At 75.1% G+C, this 20121-nt stretch carries 17 protein-coding genes; 5 read left to right on the top strand and 12 right to left on the bottom strand.

Annotation, left to right across the window (positions count from 1 at the left end; all coding sequences use genetic code 11):
• Nucleotides 1-87: 87 nt before the first annotated feature.
• Entirely contained in the window at nt 88-1251 is a 1164-nt protein-coding gene (locus tag CLV35_RS06015; protein ID WP_121192565.1) for a DUF4192 domain-containing protein, read from the bottom strand.
• Nucleotides 1252-1354: 103 nt separating this feature from the next.
• Nucleotides 1355-1990 carry a hypothetical protein gene (locus CLV35_RS06010; RefSeq protein WP_121192564.1) on the bottom strand — a complete coding sequence of 212 codons (636 nt, stop codon included), beginning with the start codon at nt 1988-1990 and terminating at the stop codon, nt 1355-1357.
• Between the two features lie 239 nt (nt 1991-2229).
• Here CLV35_RS06010 and CLV35_RS06005 point away from each other — a divergent pair, with 239 nt between their 5' ends.
• Entirely contained in the window at nt 2230-2682 is a 453-nt protein-coding gene (locus CLV35_RS06005) for a CYTH domain-containing protein (RefSeq protein ID WP_121192563.1), read from the top strand.
• A 2-nt stretch (nt 2683-2684) separates the two neighbouring features.
• Here the strand turns inward: CLV35_RS06005 and CLV35_RS06000 are convergent, their stop codons facing one another.
• Nucleotides 2685-3200 (bottom strand): 2'-5' RNA ligase family protein, encoded by a 516-nt coding sequence (locus tag CLV35_RS06000; RefSeq protein ID WP_231121543.1) that lies wholly within the window; start codon nt 3198-3200, stop codon nt 2685-2687.
• 67 nt (nt 3201-3267) lie between these two features.
• Between CLV35_RS06000 and CLV35_RS05995 the strand changes: the two genes are divergently transcribed.
• Nucleotides 3268-4242 carry an aldo/keto reductase gene (locus CLV35_RS05995; RefSeq protein WP_121192561.1) on the top strand — a complete coding sequence of 325 codons (975 nt, stop codon included), beginning with the start codon at nt 3268-3270 and terminating at the stop codon, nt 4240-4242.
• Between the two features lie 32 nt (nt 4243-4274).
• Here the strand turns inward: CLV35_RS05995 and CLV35_RS05990 are convergent, their stop codons facing one another.
• Nucleotides 4275-6905, bottom strand: a complete 2631-nt coding sequence (locus CLV35_RS05990; RefSeq protein ID WP_121192560.1) for a SpoIIE family protein phosphatase — start codon at nt 6903-6905, stop codon at nt 4275-4277.
• A 44-nt stretch (nt 6906-6949) separates the two neighbouring features.
• Entirely contained in the window at nt 6950-8929 is a 1980-nt protein-coding gene (locus CLV35_RS05985) for a putative bifunctional diguanylate cyclase/phosphodiesterase (RefSeq protein WP_121192559.1), read from the bottom strand.
• A 207-nt stretch (nt 8930-9136) separates the two neighbouring features.
• Here CLV35_RS05985 and CLV35_RS05980 point away from each other — a divergent pair, with 207 nt between their 5' ends.
• On the top strand, nt 9137-9922 hold the full coding sequence (locus tag CLV35_RS05980; RefSeq protein WP_183061772.1) for a SprT-like domain-containing protein: 786 nt from the start codon (nt 9137-9139) through the stop codon (nt 9920-9922).
• Nucleotides 9923-10689: 767 nt separating this feature from the next.
• On the opposite strand, the gene CLV35_RS05975 is transcribed toward CLV35_RS05980, so the two are convergent.
• From CLV35_RS05975 to CLV35_RS05960, 4 genes are all read right to left on the bottom strand, one after another.
• Nucleotides 10690-11979 (bottom strand): multidrug effflux MFS transporter, encoded by a 1290-nt coding sequence (locus CLV35_RS05975; RefSeq protein ID WP_121192558.1) that lies wholly within the window; start codon nt 11977-11979, stop codon nt 10690-10692.
• Between the two features lie 197 nt (nt 11980-12176).
• Nucleotides 12177-13280 carry a UTP--glucose-1-phosphate uridylyltransferase gene (locus tag CLV35_RS05970; RefSeq protein ID WP_121192557.1) on the bottom strand — a complete coding sequence of 368 codons (1104 nt, stop codon included), beginning with the start codon at nt 13278-13280 and terminating at the stop codon, nt 12177-12179.
• 83 nt (nt 13281-13363) lie between these two features.
• Nucleotides 13364-14308, bottom strand: coding sequence for a DMT family transporter (locus tag CLV35_RS05965; RefSeq protein ID WP_183061771.1), 945 nt, complete (start codon nt 14306-14308; stop codon nt 13364-13366).
• Nucleotides 14309-14355: 47 nt separating this feature from the next.
• Entirely contained in the window at nt 14356-15075 is a 720-nt protein-coding gene (locus tag CLV35_RS05960) for a TetR/AcrR family transcriptional regulator (protein WP_121192555.1), read from the bottom strand.
• A gap of 123 nt (nt 15076-15198) precedes the next feature.
• On the opposite strand from CLV35_RS05960, the gene CLV35_RS05955 reads away from it, so the two are divergent.
• Both CLV35_RS05955 and CLV35_RS05950 read left to right on the top strand, forming a co-directional pair.
• Complete coding sequence (locus CLV35_RS05955) at nt 15199-16146, top strand: NAD-dependent epimerase/dehydratase family protein (RefSeq protein WP_121192554.1); 948 nt, start codon at nt 15199-15201, stop codon at nt 16144-16146.
• A 58-nt stretch (nt 16147-16204) separates the two neighbouring features.
• The gene (locus CLV35_RS05950) at nt 16205-17383 is read left to right on the top strand and encodes an ROK family transcriptional regulator (RefSeq protein ID WP_121192553.1); all 1179 of its coding nucleotides are present in this window, start codon (nt 16205-16207) and stop codon (nt 17381-17383) included.
• Nucleotides 17384-17390: 7 nt separating this feature from the next.
• On the opposite strand, the gene CLV35_RS19940 is transcribed toward CLV35_RS05950, so the two are convergent.
• The 3 genes from CLV35_RS19940 to CLV35_RS05935 form a co-directional block, all read right to left on the bottom strand.
• Nucleotides 17391-17588, bottom strand: coding sequence for a glycosyl hydrolase family 18 protein (locus tag CLV35_RS19940; RefSeq protein ID WP_231121542.1), 198 nt, complete (start codon nt 17586-17588; stop codon nt 17391-17393).
• The gene (locus tag CLV35_RS05940) at nt 17564-18793 is read right to left on the bottom strand and encodes a glycoside hydrolase family 18 protein (protein ID WP_183061767.1); all 1230 of its coding nucleotides are present in this window, start codon (nt 18791-18793) and stop codon (nt 17564-17566) included. The genes CLV35_RS19940 and CLV35_RS05940 overlap by 25 nt, the downstream gene beginning before the upstream one ends.
• 92 nt (nt 18794-18885) lie before the next feature.
• A complete protein-coding gene (locus tag CLV35_RS05935; RefSeq protein WP_147431891.1) occupies nt 18886-20067 on the bottom strand; it encodes a hypothetical protein in 1182 nt (393 codons plus the stop codon).
• Between the last annotated feature and the right edge of the window lie 54 nt (nt 20068-20121).

Genomic DNA, 20121 nt, shown 5'->3' with positions numbered 1-20121 from the left:
GGGCCCCTCCGGCGTGGTGGTGCGCGGCCCTCGCTGTGGTGTCCTCGTCACGCTAGCGCGCCCGTGGTCGCCCACGGTGACCACCGCTCAGCCCACGCGTGTCGGCGGCACGGCGTCGAGGGCGCCGGCGAGGTCGGCCCGCACGTCGCGCAGCACGCGGCGCAGCTCCTCCGGCGTGGTGGCCGCCGCGAACATGCGGTCGAGCAGCGCGGCGAGCGAGTAGCCCGGCTCGGCACCGAGAGCCCGCTCGAGGGCCACGTTGGCCAGGGCGCCGTCGCCGAAGGCGTATGCGGTGCCCGCCAGCAGGGAGCAGACCGGCGCGGCCTCGGCCTCGGGGGCCTGCTGCGCCAGCGCGACGAGGACGCTGACCAGCGCCGCTCGCGAGAAGCCGCCGCCAGGCAGGGCAGCGGCGCCGGCCCCAGCACCACCGTCCCGGTCCTCCCCCGGCTGCGCCGCTGCCTCGCTCCCCTCGCCCGCCGCGTCGAGCGCCAGCGTCAGCACGGCGTCGCGCACCCACACGTCGCGCAGGGAGACCAGCACCAGCGCCGCCCAGTCGGGGTCGGGCTCGCGCGTCTGCCCCAGCGCGGCTGCGGCGTGCCCGACCAGGGAGCACACGTGGGCCACCAGCTGCGCCCGGCCGCCGGCCGCGAGCAGCGCGTAGGAGCGGCGCGCCCGCTGGAGCCGCGCTCGGGACAGCGCCGAACGGACACCCGTCGCCGCAGCAGGGCGCACCGACGCGGAGAGCGCGGCCCGGTCGGGGAGCGGCGACCGCCCGCTCAGGGCCTGCTCGGCGGCGAGCAGGCCGACGGCGCCCTCGTCGGCGGGCTCGAGCAGGGCACCCGGAGGGCAGCACTCCTGCTGGCAGGTGTAGGACCAGCGTCGCCCGTCGCCGACCAGATCGGCCTCGACGAGCTCGACCCCGCGGTCGGCGAGCGCCCGCTCCAGCGCGTCGACCAGCCTGCTCCACGGCAGCGGCCGGTCCTCCGAGGTCGTGCCCACGTGCCCGTCGTCGAAGCAGAGGGCGAAGGCGGCGCCCGCCGACTGCTCGGCCACCACCCGGGCCAGCTGGCGGGCGAGGGCACGCTCGTCGCCCGGCGGCGGCAGGTCGACGCGGATCACCAGCCCGACCCGCTTCGGGTCGCCGGAGAGGCAGCCGACCACCAGGCTCGCGGAGGGGTGGAAGCCGAGCAGGTGCGGGACGGCGCGGACGAGGTCGTCGACGGACCGGGCGCGGATCACTGGGGTGCTCATGGCGCCCAGGCTCGGGGCTCGCCGCCTCCCGGCGCAGGTCGCTGGACGGGCCCTGTGGACGGCGACCAGCCGGACGGCGCCCGGCTGTGGACAGCCCGGGGGCTCAGCGGTCGGCGCCGCGCTGGCGCGCGGGGCGCTCGCCCACGCCGTACCACTGCCAGGCGCGCAGCACGGCGAGCGGGTCGTCGTCGACCTGCACCACGAGCTGGGCCAGCGGGGCGCGGAAGCGCAGGGTCACGATGCTCCGGTGCAGCCCCGGCACCAGCCGGGTGCGCAGGTCGGCAGCGGGGCGCACGTCCACGACGGCGATCGACTCCCACGGCACCGACCACGCGGCGCCGGGCAGGTCGCAGCGGGGCGAGGGCAGGAAGCGCAGGACCTCGTGCTCGAGGCAGAGCCATCCGGTCGCGTGCTCGGCGTAGGTGAGCGGAGCTCCCGCGCGCACGGCGGCCAGCCCGTCGACCTGCCCGCCGTGGATCCGTGCGCTGCGCACCCACTGGCCCACCCGGCGCCTGCCCTGACGGGCCTGGCTGCGGCGCAGCCGCACGGCGGCTCCCCAGGCCGCTGCTGCGCACAGCGCGACGGCGAACAGCGGTCCGGCAACCGCCCACAGCAGCGGGCGGTGGACGGCGACCACGGTCGTCAGCACCGCTCCCCCGGTCAGGACCGCCAGGGCGGCCGGGGCGGCGCGACGCAGCCACCGCTCCGAGGGGTGGGCGTCGGACCGCAGCAGAGCCATGGGCGTTCCTTCGAGGGGTCGGACGGGAGGGCCGGGCGGACCGAGGTGGCGCCGTCGTGGCGGAACCCCCCGGCAGGAGGCTCTTGCCCCGCCCGGCGCCCCGCCACTCGCGCTGCTCACGTGCTGCACCCGCCCGGTCACGCAGGACAGGAGTGCGCCGGCTACCGGCGGCCGGACCGCCGATCCCCTACGGTGACGGTCGCAGCCACCGGACACACCGAGCGCAGAGGAGCGGCCAGATGCACGGCGCGTGCCGCACGTTCGTGGTCCCTCGGCGTCCCGAGCTCCCGCTGCACGCGACCGCCCAGCTCAACGTCGCCTTCCTCGGCACGACTGCGCCCTGGTCGGTGCGGGTGTGCCGCCGCTTCCTGCTCGACGCGGAGGGCAACCCGGACCCCGGCACCTTCACGGTGCAGGCGGTCGGGCCGCCCGCGTCGCCCCTCGGCTACGACGGCGCCGTCGACGCCGGCCTCGGCGCCGCGATGTTCGCCGCCGCACCGGCGAAGGTGTTCTACAGCCGCTACGACATGGGCGCCGGCTGGTCGCTCGACGTCTACCACTTCGCCCACGAGGGGCTCGCCCTCGCCACCGGTCCGGCCAGCGGCCCGGTGCCGCGCTGGTGCGGCCGCGAGGTCAGCGCCGACCCGGCCTACACCGAGGCAGGCCTCGCCGGGTCGGCGCATCGCGCCTGAGCTCAGCCGAACTCGACGGTGGTGACCGGTTCCCACGGGCCACCGACGTACCTCCACACCTCGACGCCGTCGGAGACCGCGGCCGCCGGGCGCTCCTGCGCGGCGAGCAGCTCGAGCGTCCGGCGCGCCTGTTCCGGCGTCACCTTGTTCTGCACCGTGACGTGCGGGCGCAGCGGCTGGGCGTCCTGGCGCGTGAGCAGCGGCGCCCACCGCTCGCGCAGCCGGCGGTGGAGCTCGACGAGCGCGGGTGCGTCGAGGTCGTAGGCGACGCCGCGCCCGAGCGAGCGCGGCGGGCGCACCGGTGCGGTCACGGGCCCGGACGGTACGCAGTCGCGCAGGTCCGCGAGCACCTCCCCCAGCGCGTCGCCCGGGATGGCGTGGAAGAGCGTCAGGTGCGCCCCGACGACCAGCCGGTCGGCGGGGAAGTGCCTGCGCCGCAGGGTGTCGAAGAACTCCTGGGCGGTCGCGTCGAGCCGCGCCGACACGACGATCGGGGCTTGCTCCGCAGCGTGGGACACCTGGCCACCCTCGCACGCGGGGGCCCTGCGCGCCCGGCACGGCGTAGCCGGTGGTGGGATGGGCTGCATGGACTACGTCAAGCTCGGAAGCACCGGCCTCGAGGTGTCGAAGATCTGCCTGGGCTGCATGACCTACGGCGACCCCGCGCGCGGCAACCACACCTGGACGCTGCCGGAGGACGAGGCGCGCCCCTTCATCTCCCAGGCGCTCGAGGCGGGCATCACCTTCTTCGACACCGCGAACGTCTACTCGGCGGGCTCGAGCGAGGAGATCCTCGGCCGCGCGCTGAAGGACTTCACGACCCGCGAGCAGGTCGTCATCGCCACCAAGGTGCACGGGCGCATGGCCGAGGGCCCCAACGGCGCCGGCCTGTCGCGCAAGGCGATCTTCGCCCAGATCGACGCGAGCCTGACCCGCCTGGGCACCGACTACGTCGACCTCTACCAGATCCACCGCTGGGACGACGGCACGCCCATCGAGGAGACGCTCGAGGCGCTGCACGACGTGGTGAAGGCCGGCAAGGCGCGCTACATCGGCGCCTCGTCGATGTGGTCGTGGCAGTTCGCGCAGGCGCTCTACCTCGCCGACCTCCACGGCTGGACCCGCTTCGTCTCGATGCAGGACCACTACAACCTGCTCTACCGCGAGGAGGAGCGCGAGATGCTGCCCTTCTGCGCGGACCAGGGCGTCGCCGTGCTGCCGTGGTCGCCGCTGGGCCGCGGCCGCCTGGCCCGGGCGTGGGACGAGCAGACCAACCGCTCCGGCAAGGACGAGTTCGGCCGCACGCTCTACGACACCGCGAGCAGCGACCGCGTCGTCGTCGACCGGGTCGGCGAGGTGGCCGAGGCCCGCGGCGTCACCCGCGCGCAGGTCGCGCTGGCGTGGATGCTGTCGAAGCCGGTCGTGACCTCGCCGATCGTCGGCGCGTCCAAGCCGCACCACCTCGACGACGCCGTCGCGGCGGTCGACCTGCACCTCGACGAGGCGGAGATCGCCCGGCTCGAGGAGCCCTACGTGCCGCACGAGGTCGCCGGCTTCTAGGGGACCGCCGGGCCGACCTGGCGCGCCGGGGCTCAGACCCCGCGCGGCAGGCGGCTCGGCGTCCGCTCCGGCCCTGCCTCGCCGGGGCGCGGCACGTCCTGCCGGTGCAGCCGCACGGCGACGAGCGCCACGTCGTCCTCGGCGCTCTCGGGCCGCAGCCGCCGCAGCACCTCGTCGCAGAGCTCGTCGAGCGGGTAGTGCGCCAGCGACGACAGCAGCTCGCGCAGGCGCACCAGCCCGTCGTCGAGCGACTGCCCGCGCCGCTCGACGAGCCCGTCGGTGTAGAGCAGCAGCGTCGAGCCGCGCTGGAGGACGGTCTCGGACTCGCTGCGCGCCGCCGCCGGGTCGAAGCCGAGCAGCAGGTCGGCCTCGACGCCCGCGAGCACCGCCACCGCCCCGTCGGGGCTGATCGTCATGGGCGGCGGGTGCCCGGCGTTCGACCAGCGCACGCGTGAGACGCCGCGCGCCCGCTCGTCGGCCGTCTGCTCGAGCCGGGCGACGACGGCGGTCGCGGTGGTGCCCACCTGCAGTCCCTCGAGCGCGGCGTCGAGCCGGCTCAGAACCTCGTGCGGGTCGGCGTTGGTGGTGTAGGCGATGGCCCGCAGCAGGCTGCGGACCTGCCCCATCGCCGCCGCCGCACGCATGTCGTGCCCGACGACGTCGCCGATGACGAGCACCGACGCGCCTTCGGGCTGCAGGAAGGCGTCGTACCAGTCGCCGCCGACCTGCGCCTCCTCCGACGCCGGCACGTAGCGCACCTCGATCTGCACGTGGTCGGGCTCGGGCGGCTCGGTCAGCAGGCTGCGCTGCAGCTCCTCGGCCTGCGAGCGCTGGTGGGCGTAGAGGCGTACGTTGTCGAGCGCCAGCCCGGCACGGCGGGCCGCCTCGGTGGCCGTCTCGACCTCGTCGTCGTCGTGCGGCTCGCGCTCCGCTCCCGTGACCAGGGCGAGCACGCCGAGCACCCGTCCGCGCGCCACGAGCGGCGCCACCGTCAGCCCGCTCGGCGCGAGCACCGAGAGGTCGGCTCCTGCCAGCGCCTGCGCCGCCTCGTCGGCGTCGCGGACGGCCACCGGGAAGCCGGTACGCAGTGCCTCCGCCACCGGCGCCGCGGCCACCCACTCCGGGTGCGTGAGGACGAACTCCTCGACGGCGGCGGCGTTGGCCTGGTCGCGGTGGCTCCAGGCGGTCTCGGCCGTCCCGCCGCTCGCGCCGGACAGGCTGACGACGCACCAGTCGCCGAGCTGCGGCACGACCAGCCGGGCCAAGCGGCTCACCGCCTCGGCGCCGTCGAGGGTCGTGGACAGCGCCTCGCTCACGCGTGCGAGCAGGGCGAGCCGCCGGCTGGCGGCCTCGGCCTCGGCCGCCGCCTCGCGCGCCCGCAGGTAGGCGCGGGCGTTGTCCACCGCGAGCGCGGCGCGGGCGGCCAGCTCGATGCCGGTGGAGCGCTCCTCCTCGCTCATCGGCTCGCGGGCGGGCCCGCGGTAGAGGCTGAGAAGCCCGACCGTCCGGCCGCGGGCGACCAGCGGGACGAAGAAGCCGGACTCCGGCGCGAGCCGGCGGATCGCCTCCGCCGCCTCCCCGGGCGCGAGCCGGGCGGCGATCGCCTGGGCGGCCCCCGACTCCACGATGACCGGGTCACCGGTGCCGATCGCGGTGACGAAGAACGAGCGGTCGGTCATCGCCGCCATGCGGACCTGGGTGTAGGTCTCGAGGGTGGCGCGCTGCTCGGCCTCGACGTGCCAGCTGGTCTCGTCGACCATCGTGCCGGCGTCGTCCGCGACGGTGATGACGACGAAGTCGGCGAGCCTGGGCACCACCGAGCGGGCCAGCCGGTCGAGCGCCTCGCCGAGGTCCAGCGTGCCGGCGAGGTCCTCGCTGACCGAGCTGAGGAGCTCGAGCCGGCGGGCTGCTGCCTGCGCCGACTCCTGGGCGGTGCGGCGCGCGGTGACGTCCAGGAAGGACACCGCAAGGCCCCCCGCGGCCGGCTCGACGCGCACCTCGAACCATGCGCCGAGATCGGGGTGGTGCTCCTCCACGGACTCCGGCACCCCCGTCGCCAGCACGCGGCGGTAGCGCTCGACGGCCGCGGGCTCCCCGGCGGCCGGAAGGGTGCGCCAGAGCGTCTTCCCCTGCACCTCGTCGGCCTCGACACCGAGGATCCGCTCGCCCTCGGGGTTGAGGTAGGTGACCCGCCAGTCGCGGTCGACCAGCAGCAGGCCGGTGGCCATCGAGGCGAGCACCCGCAGCGCCTGCGTGCTGTCCTCGCGGACCGCGCTCGAGTCGAAGGCCACCGCGACGACGCGGCGCCCCTGGGGCTCGGCCAGCACGGCACCGCGGCAGGTCACCCAGCGCGTACCGTCGTCGGGCACGTCGACCCGCACCTCGCAGTGGAACGTGCCGCCCGCGGCCGCCCTGACGTCGCGCACCGCGGCCGTGCGGTCGTCGGGGTGCACCCGTCGCCAGAGGTCCTCGACGCCGCGCAGCTCGCCCTCCGGCGCGGCGAACAGGCGCCGGGCCACCTCGTCGCACCACACCGCGCCGGTCGCCGGGTCCCAGCCCAGCAGTCCGATGCCGGCCGCCTCGACGGCGCGTACGGCTGCGGCCGGGTCCGCGCCGGCCCTGGGCGCCCCGGCGCCACCGCAGCTCGACGTGGACGGCGACATACCGGGGCATGCTGCCACCCGGCCGTCCGCGGGGCGAACCCGGCTCAGCCGGCCCCGGCGACGAGGGCGGCCGTGAACGAGTCGAAGTCGGGGCGGCGGGCGAGCTCGGTGTAGTCCTGCGCCGAGAGCGGCTCGGAGAAGTGGTAGCCCTGGGCGTAGGCGCAGCCCATCTCCTGGAGCGCCGCGAGCGCGGCGGAGTCCTCGACGCCGGCGGCCACGACGGTCTTGCGCAGGTTGTGGGCCATCAGCAGCACGGCCGAGACGATGGCGGGCGCCTCGGGGCTGCGGGTGAGCGCCTTCACGAAGGACTGGTCGATCTTGAGGATGCCGGCCGGCATCTGCACCAGCCGCCCGAACGGCGAGTAGCCCATGCCGAAGTCGTCGATCGCCAGCTGGCAGCCCAGTCTCGACAGCACGTCGATGACCCCGCTGCGCGTGCCGAGCTCCTCGAGCATGCCGGCCTCCGGGATCTCCAGCACGAGCCGGGCCGGGTCGATGCCGGCTGCGGCGGTGACCTCCGCGACGCGCTCGTCGAGGTGCGGCTGCAGCAGCTCGGACACCGAGAGGTTGAGGAACACCCGTGGCGGGCTGTGCTCGCCCAGCACGAGGTCCCAGGCGGCGAGCTGCCGGCAGGCCTCGCCGATCGCCCACGCGCCCATCTCCAGGATGCCGCCGCTGTCCTCGGCGAGCTCGATGAAGTCGGCCGCAGCCAGCAGCCCGCGCGTCGGGTGCTGCCAGCGGAGCAGCCCCTCCACCGCGTAGGTCGCCCCGGTGCTGAGGTCGAGGATCGGCTGGTAGTGCAGGCGGAGCTGGCCCTCCGGCAGTGCGCGCTCGAGCTCGGCCTCGAGGGTGCGCCGTGCGTCGGCCGCGGCGTGGGCGCTGTCGTCGTAGACCTCGACGCGCCCCTTGCCGCCGTGCTTGGCGCGGTACATCGCCGCGTCGGCCTGCGAGAGCAGCACCTCGGCCGTGACGTCCGGCCCCGTCGCGACGGCGATGCCGATGCTCGCGCTGGGGCGCACGCGAGCGCCTGCGGCGAGGGTCAGCGGGGCTCGCAGGGTCTGGAGCACGCGGCCGGCGACCTGCTCGGCCTCCGCCGCGTCGTCGAGGTCCTCGAGCAGCACGACGAACTCGTCTCCGCCGAAGCGCGCGACGGGGTCGCTGGGGCGCACCCCGGCCTTGAGCCGCGCGGCGCAGCGGCGGATGAGCTCGTCGCCGGCGGCGTGGCCCAGGGAGTCGTTGACCTGCTTGAGCCCGTCGAGGTCGACGAACAGGACGGCGAGGGGGTGCGGGTGGCGCGCGAGCCGCGAGAGCGCCGTCGAGAGCTGCTCGGTGAGCACCGGGCGCACGAGCAGCCCGGTCAGCGGGTCGTGCAGCACCCGGGCGGCGAGCTGGTCGCGCGAGGAGCGCAGCTCGTCGTTGAGCTGCTCGAGCTCGTTGGCGCGGGCGAAGATGTCGACCTCGGCGGCGAGCACCCCGCGGTGCAGCACCTCCACGACGTCGGTCGGCCGCTCCTCGACCTCGGCGTCGCGCACCAGGCCGGTGACGTCGTCGGCGCGCACGAGCAGCAGCTCGACGGTGCCCTCGGCACCGCGCACGGGCGTGATCAGCAGGCTCCAGTAGCGCGCGGCAGGCCCGTCGTCGCCGCGACCCGGCAGCAGGTGGCGCAGCAGCGGCAAGGAGTCCGGCGCACCGCTCGCGAGCACGCCGTCCATGGACCGGGCGACGCGCAGCGCCGCCGCGTCGTCCCCGCCGAGCGGGTCGTCGGCGCCGAAGAGCTCGGGCAGGCTGCGGCCGAGCAGTCGGCCGCGGCTGGCCCCGGCCGCTGCGCAGAAGGCCGCGTTGGCCTCCACGAGCACCAGCCGCCGGTCGAAGACCGCGTGGGGCGAGGGCGTGGCGTCGAAGAGCTCCGCGTAGTCCAGCGTCGACGAGTCGACCTGCAGCGCCTCGAAGGCCGGTCGCCCCGAGGGGGACTCCTCCGCCGGCTCTGCGGCGCTCCTGGGGAGCGCCGGGTCGTCGACTGGCACTCCCGAGTCGTACCCGGCGTACGCCCGCCGCGAAACGGTACGCCGTGCGCCACGGCCCCTCGACGCACAGTCACCTGACGGCCTGGGCGCCCGCGGCTCGGGCCGGGACGCCTGTGGACAGCCGCGGACGGGTGTAGGTGGGCGGACCTAGGGTCGGTGGCGACGGACGACGGTGCCGCTGGCACCCGAGCGGGAGGAGGACGCGGCGTGGAGCTCGAGGAGGCCGAGGCGCTCGCCCGGGCGCTCATGCGCCAGCACGGCCTGCGCGGCTGGTCGCTGGTGTTCGACGGCGCCAAGACGAGGGCCGGCGTGTGCCGTGCGTCGACCCGGGAGATCGGGCTGAGCCGCGTGCTCACCGAGCTGCACTCCCCCGCCGAGGTCCGCGACACCGTCCTGCACGAGATCGCCCACGCGCTGGTGGGCCCGCACCACGGCCACGACGCGGTGTGGCGGGCCAGGGCGGTGGCGATCGGGTGCTCCGGCAACCGGTGCGTCTCGTCCGAGTCGGCCGCCGTGCCGGCCGACTGGGTCGGCGTCTGCCCGGCAGGCCACCGCACCACGCGGCACCGCCGGCCCACGCGCGTGCAGTCGTGCCGGCGGTGCAGCTCCCGCTTCGACCCGCGGGCGGTGTTCACCTGGACCCACCAGGGGCGCACCGTGCCCATGCACCCGCGCTACCTCGACGAGCTGCGGCGCCTGAGCGGCGAGCTCCCGACCGGGGCGTCGCGGCCTGCTGCGCGCGGTGCGGACGGGCGAGCCGCAGCACACGGGGGCGCCGGCGACGGGCTCGAGGAGCTCGCGCTCGAGCTCCACCTGGCCGACCCGCCGCCCGCTGCCCGCCCCCTCCCGCCGGGAGCGCCGGTCCGCCTGCTCGGCAGCGGCAAGTACGCCGGCATGGTGGGCGTCGTCGAGAAGCGCGGGCGCACCCGCTACCACGTGCGCACGCGCACCGGTCTGGTCACTGCACCGTTCGTCCTCGTGCGCGCCCTCTGACCAGGTCGGCGGCCTACGCGCGGGAATGTCGGGGCCCTGCCCGGAGTTGTGCCACACTGGGACGCAGATGCGGCTCGTGGCTCGCCCTGCCGGCAGCTCTCCGCGTCCCACCTGGCGACGACGTCCACCACGGACCGTCGCCCGCTGAGAACGGCTCCTGCGCCAGCCCTCAAGGGCGGCGCGCATCGGCCGACACACCTACTCAGCAGCCCCTGCGGTCGCCACGGCCGCCACCGACGGGACCACGCCTCCACGGCGCTCCTGACGGTTGGCCCCGCGGTTGCCCGGGGAAGACACCTCAGCACTGTTCGAAGGAAGGACCTCGCATGGACGACATCGACCTCGGCCCCTGGGACGACTGACCCCCAGCGCCACCCGCACCCCGTGCCGCCCCACAGCTCTGGCTGAGGGGCGGCTCTCGCGTTCCGGGGGCTCTTCACCTCTCCGCAGCCGCCGCCCGCGGTCAGCGGTAGCGAACGCGGGCGGCGGTAGCAGGTGCGCTACCGCCGGCCCGTGGTCGCTACCGCCCAGCTCGAGGTTCCTACCGCCGGGCCGCAGCGCCTACCGCTCAGCGCGCCCCCCGAGCACCCCGAGTGCGTACGCGGCGGCCGCGCAGCGCCGCCCGCGGTGAGCGGTAGCGAACGCGGGCGGCGGTAGCAGGTGCGCTACCGCCGGCCCGTGGTTGCTACCGCCCAGCTCGAGGTTCCTGCCGCCGGGCCGCAGCGCCTACCGCTCAGCGCGCCCGCCGCAGCCAGTGCCCGGCAGCGTCAGTGCGCAACCGCCGCGGCGGTGGGCAGCGCGCCGTCCATGGAGCCGATGTTCCGCGGCCGGACGACGACCACGACGAGGAACACCGCCGTGCCCGCCAGCCCCAGGACCACGGTCGCCATGGCGGAGGAGTCGTTGCCGAGCAGGCCGACCAGCGGCGCGGCGGCCGCGCCGGCGCCGGACTGGATCGCGCCCAGCAGCGACGCGGCGGTGCCGGCGGCCTCGCCGTGGCGCGAGAGCGCGAGGGCGGCGGTGTTCGGTCCGCACAGCCCGATCGAGAACAGCGTGCAGAACAGCGGCACCAGGAAGCCGGGCAGCCCGCCGAAGCCGGTGAGCGCGACGAGCAGGAACGTCGAGCCGGCGACGGCGCCCAGGGTGAGTCCGCCGAGCAGGATCTGCTGAGGGGCGAAGCGGCGCAGCAGCACGACGTTCATCTGCGGAGCGCCGATCAGCGCGATGGCGTTGAAGGCGAAGACCATGCCGAACTGGGTCTCGGTGAGGCCGAACTCGTCCTGGAGGACGAACGAGGAGCCCGAGACGTAGGCGAAGACCACGCCCATCGTGCAGGCGGCCGTGAGCACCAGCCCGACGAAGGTGCGGTCACCGAAGAGCCGTCGGTACGTGCGGCCCGAGTCGACGACGCCTCCTGAGCGCCGGCGCGCCGGCGGCAGGGTCTCGCGCAGCCCGAACGCCGACATGACGAGCATGAGCGCGCCGATCCCGGCGAGGGCGGCGAAGATGCCGCGCCAGTCGGTGAGCCCGAGCAGCGCGCTGCCTGCGGAGGGCGCGAGGACCGGCGAGATGCCGAGCACCAGGATCAGGCGCGAGATCGTGTTGGCCGCCGCGGTGCCGGAGTAGAGGTCGCGGACCACGGCCATGGCGGTGACCGAGGCGGCGGCAGCACCGAGACCCTGCAGGACCCGCATCACGCCGAGGAAGGCCACGGTCGGCGCGACGGCGCACAGGACGCTGGCGACGATGTGCACGCAGATGCCGGCAAGCAGCGGGCGGCGGCGGCCCATCGCGTCGGAGAGCGGGCCGATCGCCAACTGCCCGAGGGCGACGCCGACCAGCGTGCCGGTGAGCGTCAGCTGCACGGCGGAGTCGGTCGTGTGCAGGCTGGTGGTCAGCTTCGGCAGCGCCGGGAGGTACATGTCGAAGGTGAAGGGCCCGAGGGCAGTGAGCAGCCCGAGCACGGTGACGAGCTTGATGCGCTGCCGGCGGCTGGCCGGAGCGGTCGTGCTGGTCGCGTAGCGGTAGGACAGGGCGCGGACGGTCGCGACAGACATGACGGGGCGAGGACCTCAGGGCCTGGTGACGGGTGGGGATCGGCGCACCCTCGGACTGCGCCGTCCGGAACCGCCAGCAACCATTCTGCCCGAGCGGAGCCGCATTAAGCGAGAGCGTTTCCGGTCATTGCCGAACGCAATCCTCGCGATCGGGGACTGCGATCGGCGGACGCCCAGAGGAGCGCGGCCTGAGAGCCTCAGACGGCCGGCCGGGCCACCAGCTCGCGCAGCTCGTCCTGCGCGGCGACCAGGTCGTCGGGCTTCTTGATGGGCAGGAACCGGCCCTGCGGCCCGCTCGCCGGCACGGCGAGGAACGTCGTGGGGAGGAAGCGCGAGGCCTCGTGGTAGAGGCGCTCGAGCTGCACGGCGCTGCGGCCCTCGACGCTCTTCTCGACGTAGACCCAGGTGAGGTCGAAGTCGCGGTCGAGGGCGTCGAGGTCGAAGGTCGCGGTGTTGACGTTGGTCAACGGCAGCGTGCTGTGGTCGAAGTCCGGCGGGAACTGCATCGACTCGAGCACGCGGCTGCGGCCGTCGACGCTGGCCGGCGCACCGCCGACGTCGCCCTCGTTGGGCACCGACTCGAAGCTCGCCGGGCGGCCGGCGTTGATGTGGGCGCCGATGACGACCGGGTCCACGCGCGCCGGGAGGTTGTCGACGTTGGACACCATCACGTACTTCACCCCGCGCTCGCGCAGCGCCTGCAGCGTGCCGGAGGCGCGGAAGGCGATGAGGAAGTCGCCGTGCCCAGGGCTGAACGGCGACACCTCGCCCTCGCCGGTGCGGAACAGCCCGCCGTCGGGCTCGAGGCGCAGCGAGACGTACTGGCTGAAGTAGATCGGCTCCGGCACCCCGCGCTCGGCGAGGAACTCGCGCGTCGCCCGGTCGGTGGCCCAGCTCGTCATGACGACGACGGGCACGTCGGCGCCCAGGGCCTGCGCGATCTCGGCCGCCTGGGAGATCTTGACCTCGAGGAAGCTCTTGCCGTCGACGGCCTCGACGACGCCCTTCACGACTCCGCCGAAGCGGGTCGCCATGCCGCCGTTGAGCACCACGGAGGCGACCTCGCCGGCGCGCAGCGCGCGCAGGCCGGCCTCGCGAGCCGCGTCGTAGGCCTCGCTGCCCGGCGCCGGGAGCTCGACCACGTCGGCAGGGTCGGGCGGGCCCACGACGCCGTCGACCACGTTGGTGGCGGGGCCGAGGCTCCCGGTGCGTACGCGCTCGCGCAGGTCGGTGAACGTCGCCTCGTCGAAGCCGTAGGCGTCGAGGATCCGCTGGGTCTCGTCATCGATCGTCTGGGTCACGGGGACGATTGTGTCGGTTCGCGCTCCGCGAGTCACCCCGGGTGCCACTTTCTGACCGGCTGAGCCCGGTTGTGGCCGAATCCTTAACCGGCTTCGACGAGCACCGGGGGCGGCGGGGCCTCCACCGTCGCGGCACCACGACGCTGCGAGGCCAGGGCCAGCAGGGTCACCGTGCCGGCCACCAGCACGCCGCCCAGCACCTGGGTGGCCGTCAGCGAGCCGGACAGGAACAGCACGCCCACCACGGCGGCGGTCACCGGGTAGGCGAGCTCGGCCAGGGTGGCACGCGCGGCGGGCGTCCGCTGGAGGCCCCAGTAGTAGAGGAGCAGCGAGAGCAGGCCGGGCCCGAGCGCGAGCCCCGCGAGCGCGGGCAGGTCCGCGGCGGGCGGCACGACGGGCGCGTCGAGCAGCAGCGCGAGCACCAGCGCGGTGGGCAGCCCGACCGCGAAGCGCCAGGCCGTCGTGGCCTCGAAGCTGAGCGAGACCGAGAGCAGGCGGCCGAGCACGGTGCCGCTCCCCCACAGCGTCGCGGCCGCCAGCGCGAGCAGCGCGCCGCGCACCGACGAGACGGCGACGTCGCCCGGGTGCGGGAAGGCCACGAGGAACCCGCCGACCAGCGCCACGGCCACGAACGGCGCGAAGCGCAGTCGCGGGCGCTCCCCGAGCAGCAGGCGGGCGCCGGCGATGGCGATGAGCGGCTGGGCCTGCTGGAGCAGGGCGGGCGCGATGTAGTCGCCGTAGGTGAACGCCTCGGTGAACAGCACGGTCGCGAGCGCGGAGGCGCCACCGCCGATGCCGATCAGCGCCAGCTTGCCGCGCAGGTCGAGGCGCCGGACGGCCGGGAAGGTGCGCACGAGCACCGGCAGCAGCAGCACCACGGCGATCGCGTGCTCGGCCAGCACGATGGTGGCCGAGGGCACCGCCTTGACCAGGTGCGCGCGCAGCAGCGCGTCGCTCCCCCACAGCGCCGCGGCCAGCGCGACCCAGCCCGTGCCGTCGCGCCGCGTACCGCCGCTGCTGCTGCTCATGCCGGAAGCGAACCGTACGCGTCCGCCGCCCATTCCACGGGGGTCGCTCAGGACGCCTCGACCTCCACCACCAGGCCGGCCACCGAGGCCACCCAGGCGACCGACGCGTCGAACCACGTGTCGACGTCGGAGACGGTGTTCACCAGGTGCCCGAACAACTCGTAGGTCACCAGTCCGGTGAGGGAGGACAGCAGCACCAGCGCGCGCTCCGGCAGGTCCTCGAACGGGGTGGGCGGCAGGCCGCCGGACAGCTCGAGCACAGGGGCCGCCACGACGCTACGGCCCAGCGGGGCCCGGGGCGCCTCGAGCTGCCCGGCGTCGACGGCGTCGCGCAGGATCGCGATGAGGACCCGCGCCGTGCGCACGGCCGGGGCGACGGTCGCGGCGGGCGCGGCGTAGCCCGGCACCGGCGAGCCGTAGACGAGCGCGTACTCGTGCGGGTGGGCGCGCGCCCACGCCCGGAAGCCGCGGGCCGCGCCGAGCCAGCGCGTCCCTGGGCCGCCGCCGGCCTCACGGGCGGTGCGCTCGCCGTCCTCGGCCGCCGCTCCCAGGGCGTCGTAGGCCTCGACGATGAGCATCGTGAGCAGCTCGTCGCGCGAGGCGACGTAGCGGTAGACCGCCGACGACGCCATGCCGAGCTCCCGCGCCACGGCCCGCAGGCTCAGCGCGGAGGCGCCCTGCTCGGCCAGCTGCGTACGCGCCGCGTCGGCGATCGCGGTGGTGAGCTCGGCGCGTGCGCGAGCCCGGGCCGTACGCGGTGCGTCCATGCGGACGACCCTACCGGAAGCGGCGCTCCATCCCGAGAGCACCGCTCTTGACAATCGATCCATAACCGAGAACAGTGGTCCGCGTCGAGAGCACCGCTCTCGTTCCACACGAGAGGAAGCACCATGGCACTCCACGTCATCGTCGGCTCGGGCGCGATCGGCTCGGGCACCGCCGAGCTGCTGCTCGCGCAGGGCCACGACGTCCGCGTCGTCACCCGCTCGGGCACCGCCCGCGTCGCAGGCGCGCAGAGCGTCCGGGCCGACGCGTCCGACGCCGCTGCGCTCACCCGGGCGACCGAGGGCGCCGCGGTGCTCTACAACTGCGCCAACCCGCCCTACGACCAGTGGTCGGCTCAGTGGCCGCCGCTCAGCGCCTCGCTGCTCACGACGGCAGAGCGCACCGGCGCGGTGCTGGTCACGATGGGCAACCTGTACGTCTACGGCCCGGTCGACGTGCCCATGACCGAGGCGCTGCCCGACGCGGCGACCGACGTCAAGGGCCGGATCCGGGCCCGGATGTGGCGCGAGGCGCGCGAGCTCCACGAGGCCGGGCGCATCCGGGCGACCGAGGCGCGGGCGTCGGACTTCTACGGCCCCGGCGTGCTCTCGACCGGCCACCTGGCCGACCGCGTCGTGCCGGCGCTGCTCCGGGGCCGCAGGCCGCAGGTGATCGGCGACCCCGACACCGTGCACAGCTTCACCTACGTGCGTGACGTCGCCCGCGCCCTGGTGCGCCTGGGCGGGGAGGAGCGCGCGTGGGGCCGGGCCTGGCACGTGCCGAGCGCTCCCCCGATGAGCCGGCGGCAGGCCGTCGCCGGTCTCGCGGCGGCGGCCGGCGTGCCGGTCCCCGAGGTCTCGAGCCTGCCGTGGCCGGTGCTGCGCGCCGTCGGGGTCGTGCAGAAGCCTGCGCTCGAGCTGTGGAAGATGCGCTACCAGTGGCAGCGCACCTACGTCATCGACAGCTCGGCCTACGAAGCCGAGTTCGGCGAGACGGCCACCCCGGTCGAGCAGGGGTTCGCCGAGACCGTCGCCTGGTGGCGGGAGCGCCTGGCTGCTGGGAGAGCCGCCTGACTGCCGCGTCCGCCGCTAGCATCGGCCCACTCTTCAGCAGCGAGGCGGGAGGCGGACGTTGCGCGAGGGCACCGCCCGACGCGACCCCCTGCGCGCGGCCAACCGCCGCCGCGTGCTCGAGGCGCTCGCGCGCCTGGGGTCGGGCACCAACGCAGACCTGTGCCGGGAGACGCACCTCTCGCGCGCGACGGTCACCTCCGTCGTGGCCGAGCTGCGCGACGACGGGCTCGTACGCAGCGTCGACGGTCCACGCACCGGCACCCGCGGGCGCCCCGCCGGCCGCCTCGCCCTGGCACCGCCCCCCGGCCTCACCGCGGTGGTCGAGGTCGCCGTCGGCTCGCTCCGGGTCGCGCTGGGCACGCTGGAGCCGCGGGTGCGGGCCGAGCGGGTGGTGCGGGTCGACACCCGCTCGTCCGGCACTGCGGCGCTCGAGGTCGCGGCGCGTACGGTCCGGGAGCTGCAGGTGGAGGTGGGGGCGAAGGACCTCTCGCGCGTGGTCCTCGGCGTGCCGGGGCCGCTCGACCCGCGCACCGGGGTGGTCCGGTCGGGGGTCCTGCTGCCGGGCTGGGCGGACCTCGACCCCGTCGCCCGCCTCGGCGGGCTGCTCGGCGTCCCGGTCACGGCCGACAACGACGCCAACCTCGTGGCGCTCGGGGAGGCGACCTACGGCGCCGGCGCCGGCCACCGCGACCTCGTCGTCGTCGACCTCTGCGACGGCATCGGGGCCGGGCTCGTGCTCGACGGCAGGCTGCACCGCGGCACCTCCGGCATCGCCGGCGAGATCGGCCACGTGCAGGTGGTGCACGAGGGCGGCCGGCCGTGCCGCTGCGGCAGCACCGGCTGCCTCGAGACGGTGGCGTCCGCGCCCCAGGTGCTGGCTGCCCTCTCCGACGAGCTCGGCAGCCCGGCCGACCTCGAGCTCCTCGCCTCGCTGGCGGCCGAGGGATCGACTGCTGCGCAACGGATCCTGCGTACGGCGGGGCTCGCCGTCGGCCGCGTGCTCGCGCCGGTGTGCGCGACGCTCGACCTGGGTGCCGTCGTCACCGGCGGCGCTGTCGGCGGCCTCGGCACCGCCCTGCAGGAGGGCGTCGCCGAGGCCGTCGACCGCCGGGGCTCCGCGCGCGCGGTGGAGGTGCTGCGGGGCCGGCTCGGCACGCGAGCCGGCGTCCTGGGCGGCTTCGCGCTCGCCGCCCAGGAGCAGGGCCACGTCCTGCGGCCCAGGCCGCTCATCGCCTGAGCTCCCGTCAGCGCCGGGGCGCGCTCGGCAGCAGCGGGGCGAAGGTGTCGACCAGCGCGGAGTCGTCGGAGTCCTGGCTGATCTCCCAGGCCATGACGCCGCGCAGCCCGCGGGCCTGCACGAGGCCCACCCGCTGCGCGAGCGACTGCGGGTCGTCGTAGGAGATGAACGTCGGTGCCGTCACCGTGCTGCCGTCGGCGAGCACGTGCTGCGCCGCCGGGTTGTAGAGGTAGGGCGACCCGGCCGCGGCGTTCCAGCGGGCACCCACCCGGCGGCCGGCGACGTACCGTCGCTCTTCAAGATCCCTGCCCCGTCGACGATCTCGCGGTAGGTCGGCGTCGTCGACCCCGAGACCGTGAGCACGTCGCCGGTCAGCCCTGTGTTGTCGAAGGACGAGTAGAGCCCGTCGCCCGTGGTGCCCACCCGGATGTACTGCTTGCCGTAGAACGGCGTGCCCACCACGATCTTCGAGGCCGGTACGCCGTTGGCGAGGTAGTGCGCGACGGTGCCCGTCGTGCTCCAGGTCGCGTCGACGCCCGGGTTCGGGTCGGTGAGGTCGGTGGTGAACGGCGAGTTGAACGAGCTGAAGGGCTCGTAGCCGCCGTGGAAGTCGTAGGTCATCAGGTCGACGAAGTCGAGGGTGCGGGCGACCTTCTCCAGCTCCCAGTACTGCGACGCCTTCGACGTCGCGGGCAGGGCCGCGGTCAGCTCGTAGTGGGTCCCCGGGCCGGCGGCGTCGTCGAGCTGGCTGCGGAACTCGCGCAGCAGCTGGGTCGCGTTGTGCCTGTCGTCCTTGGAGAAGTGGGCCGCGTTGCCGGCGTCGACACCGGGGTACTCCCAGTCGAGGTCGATGCCGTCGAAGACGCCCTTGGCCGCACCGGGGGCGAGGCCGGGCAGGTTGCCCTTGATGAAGCGGTCGATGCAGCTGGCGACGAACTTCTTGCGGGTGGCCGACTTCTTGGCGACGTCGGAGAAGTTGGTCGACAGCGTCCAGCCACCCAGGGCGATGTTCACCTTGAGGTGGGGGTACTTCGCCTTCAGCTCCAGGATCTGCTTGTAGTTGCCGAGCAGCGGGTCGGCCCAGGTGTCGGCGGTGCCGTCCACGGTCTGCGACGCCTCGAAGGGTCGCTGGTAGTCGGCCCACGCGTCGGCGGGCGCGCAGAGCCCGTCGGCCGTCGCGGAGCCGAACGCGTAGGTGATGTGGGTGAGCTTCGCCGCGGGGATGTCCTTGACGAAGTAGCCGCGGGCGTAGACGTCCCAGTCGGCGAAGTAGGCGTTGACGACCTTGGCGGGCTGGGCGGCGGCGCGGGCCGGCGCTGCGGACGCGGGCGCGCTCGAGACGGCGAGCGGGACCGCCGTGGCGAGCGCGACGAGCGCCGCCGCGGCCGGTCGGGGACGGATGTGGGGCACGACGGACCTCCTGGGCCTGTGGGCGTGACGGCCCACTGTCCGACCGGCGGAGTTTTTAGGTCAAGAGGGTGTACAAAAATCCCTCGGCCGTCTCAACAGGCGTAGCCCGCCTTCGAGAACTGCTGCACGGTGACCCCGCGCTTGGCCGGCAGGAAGCCCTTGGGCTTGGGCCTGCTGGGGAACACGACGGTGCGCGAGAAGCTGCGGGTCGTGCGGAATCGCACGGTCATCGTCCCGGTGCCGGCGGGCAGCGCGATGCGGGTCACCGGCGAGGTGGCCGGCACGCCGAGGAAGGCTTGCCCGACAGGCTTGCCGTCGATCGTGAGGTCGAGGATCCGGTCGCGGCCGCAGCGGGCGAAGAGCAGCGCCACCCGGCCGCGCGCGTCGGCCTGCAGCGCGACCGGCGGCGTCGACTCGGCGCTCACCGACGACTCCGAGGCGCTCGCCTCCCACACCGAGGTCCCGAGGAGGCGCGCGGGGACTGTCGCGAGCGCACCGGACGCAAGGACGGCGCCCACGACCACCAGCGACGTGGCACCGACCAGCGAGCGCACGCCGGTGCGCGGCCGGGTGCGCCGCGAGAGCCGCACGACGTAGCCGGCCGAGCTGATGACGGCAACCAGCAGCATGGTGAGCCCGAGCGACTGCGCGAGCACGTGGAAGACGAGCTCGAGGTCCCAGATCTTCAGCGCCGCCTTGGCCCGGTCGAGCAGGCCGCCCTGCTGCGGCAGCCATTGCGCGCGGTGGTCGAAGCGGCCCTGGGCGAACCACGGCTTCGCGAAGGTGGCGGGCGCCAGCGCGATGCCGGCGTCACCGAGGAAGACCAGCACCAGCCAGGGCAGCGCACGGCGCATGCGGATGCGCGACCCCCAGCGCAGCAGCACGCCGACCAGCGCACAGCTGGCCACGACGGAGGCGACGGCGACGACCCGCAGCGCGTCCTTCTCGATGCGGGCGAAGGTGATGGAGGCGACCGCGAGCGCGACGAACACGACGAAGGCGACGGCGGCGAAGGCGACCAGCCCGTCGCCGGAGTAGTCCTTCTCGCGCGGGCGCCGGCCCAGTGCAGCCAGCACGCGTCGAGCCGTGTCCCTGGCTCGGCCCAGCTGTGCCAGCACGCGGCCGGCGGGCGACTCCGTAGGGATGCGCAGGGAGCGCCGCCAGGGCAGCGGCTCGGGCAGCCGCCAGGTACGCAGCGCCACCCCGACCGTCACGCCGATGCCCGCGACCGCGGCCACGACGCCGACGACCGCCAGGTCTCCATCGACTGACACGGGCGTCACTATCGCACACGGCCGGCGGCCCTGGACCCACCTCGGAGCGGCCCG

This window comes from Motilibacter peucedani (assembly GCF_003634695.1).
In the GTDB taxonomy this organism is placed as follows: domain Bacteria; phylum Actinomycetota; class Actinomycetes; order Motilibacterales; family Motilibacteraceae; genus Motilibacter; species Motilibacter peucedani.
The sequence above is the reverse complement of the archived record's forward strand: the minus strand, read 5'-3'. Positions and strand labels throughout refer to the sequence as shown.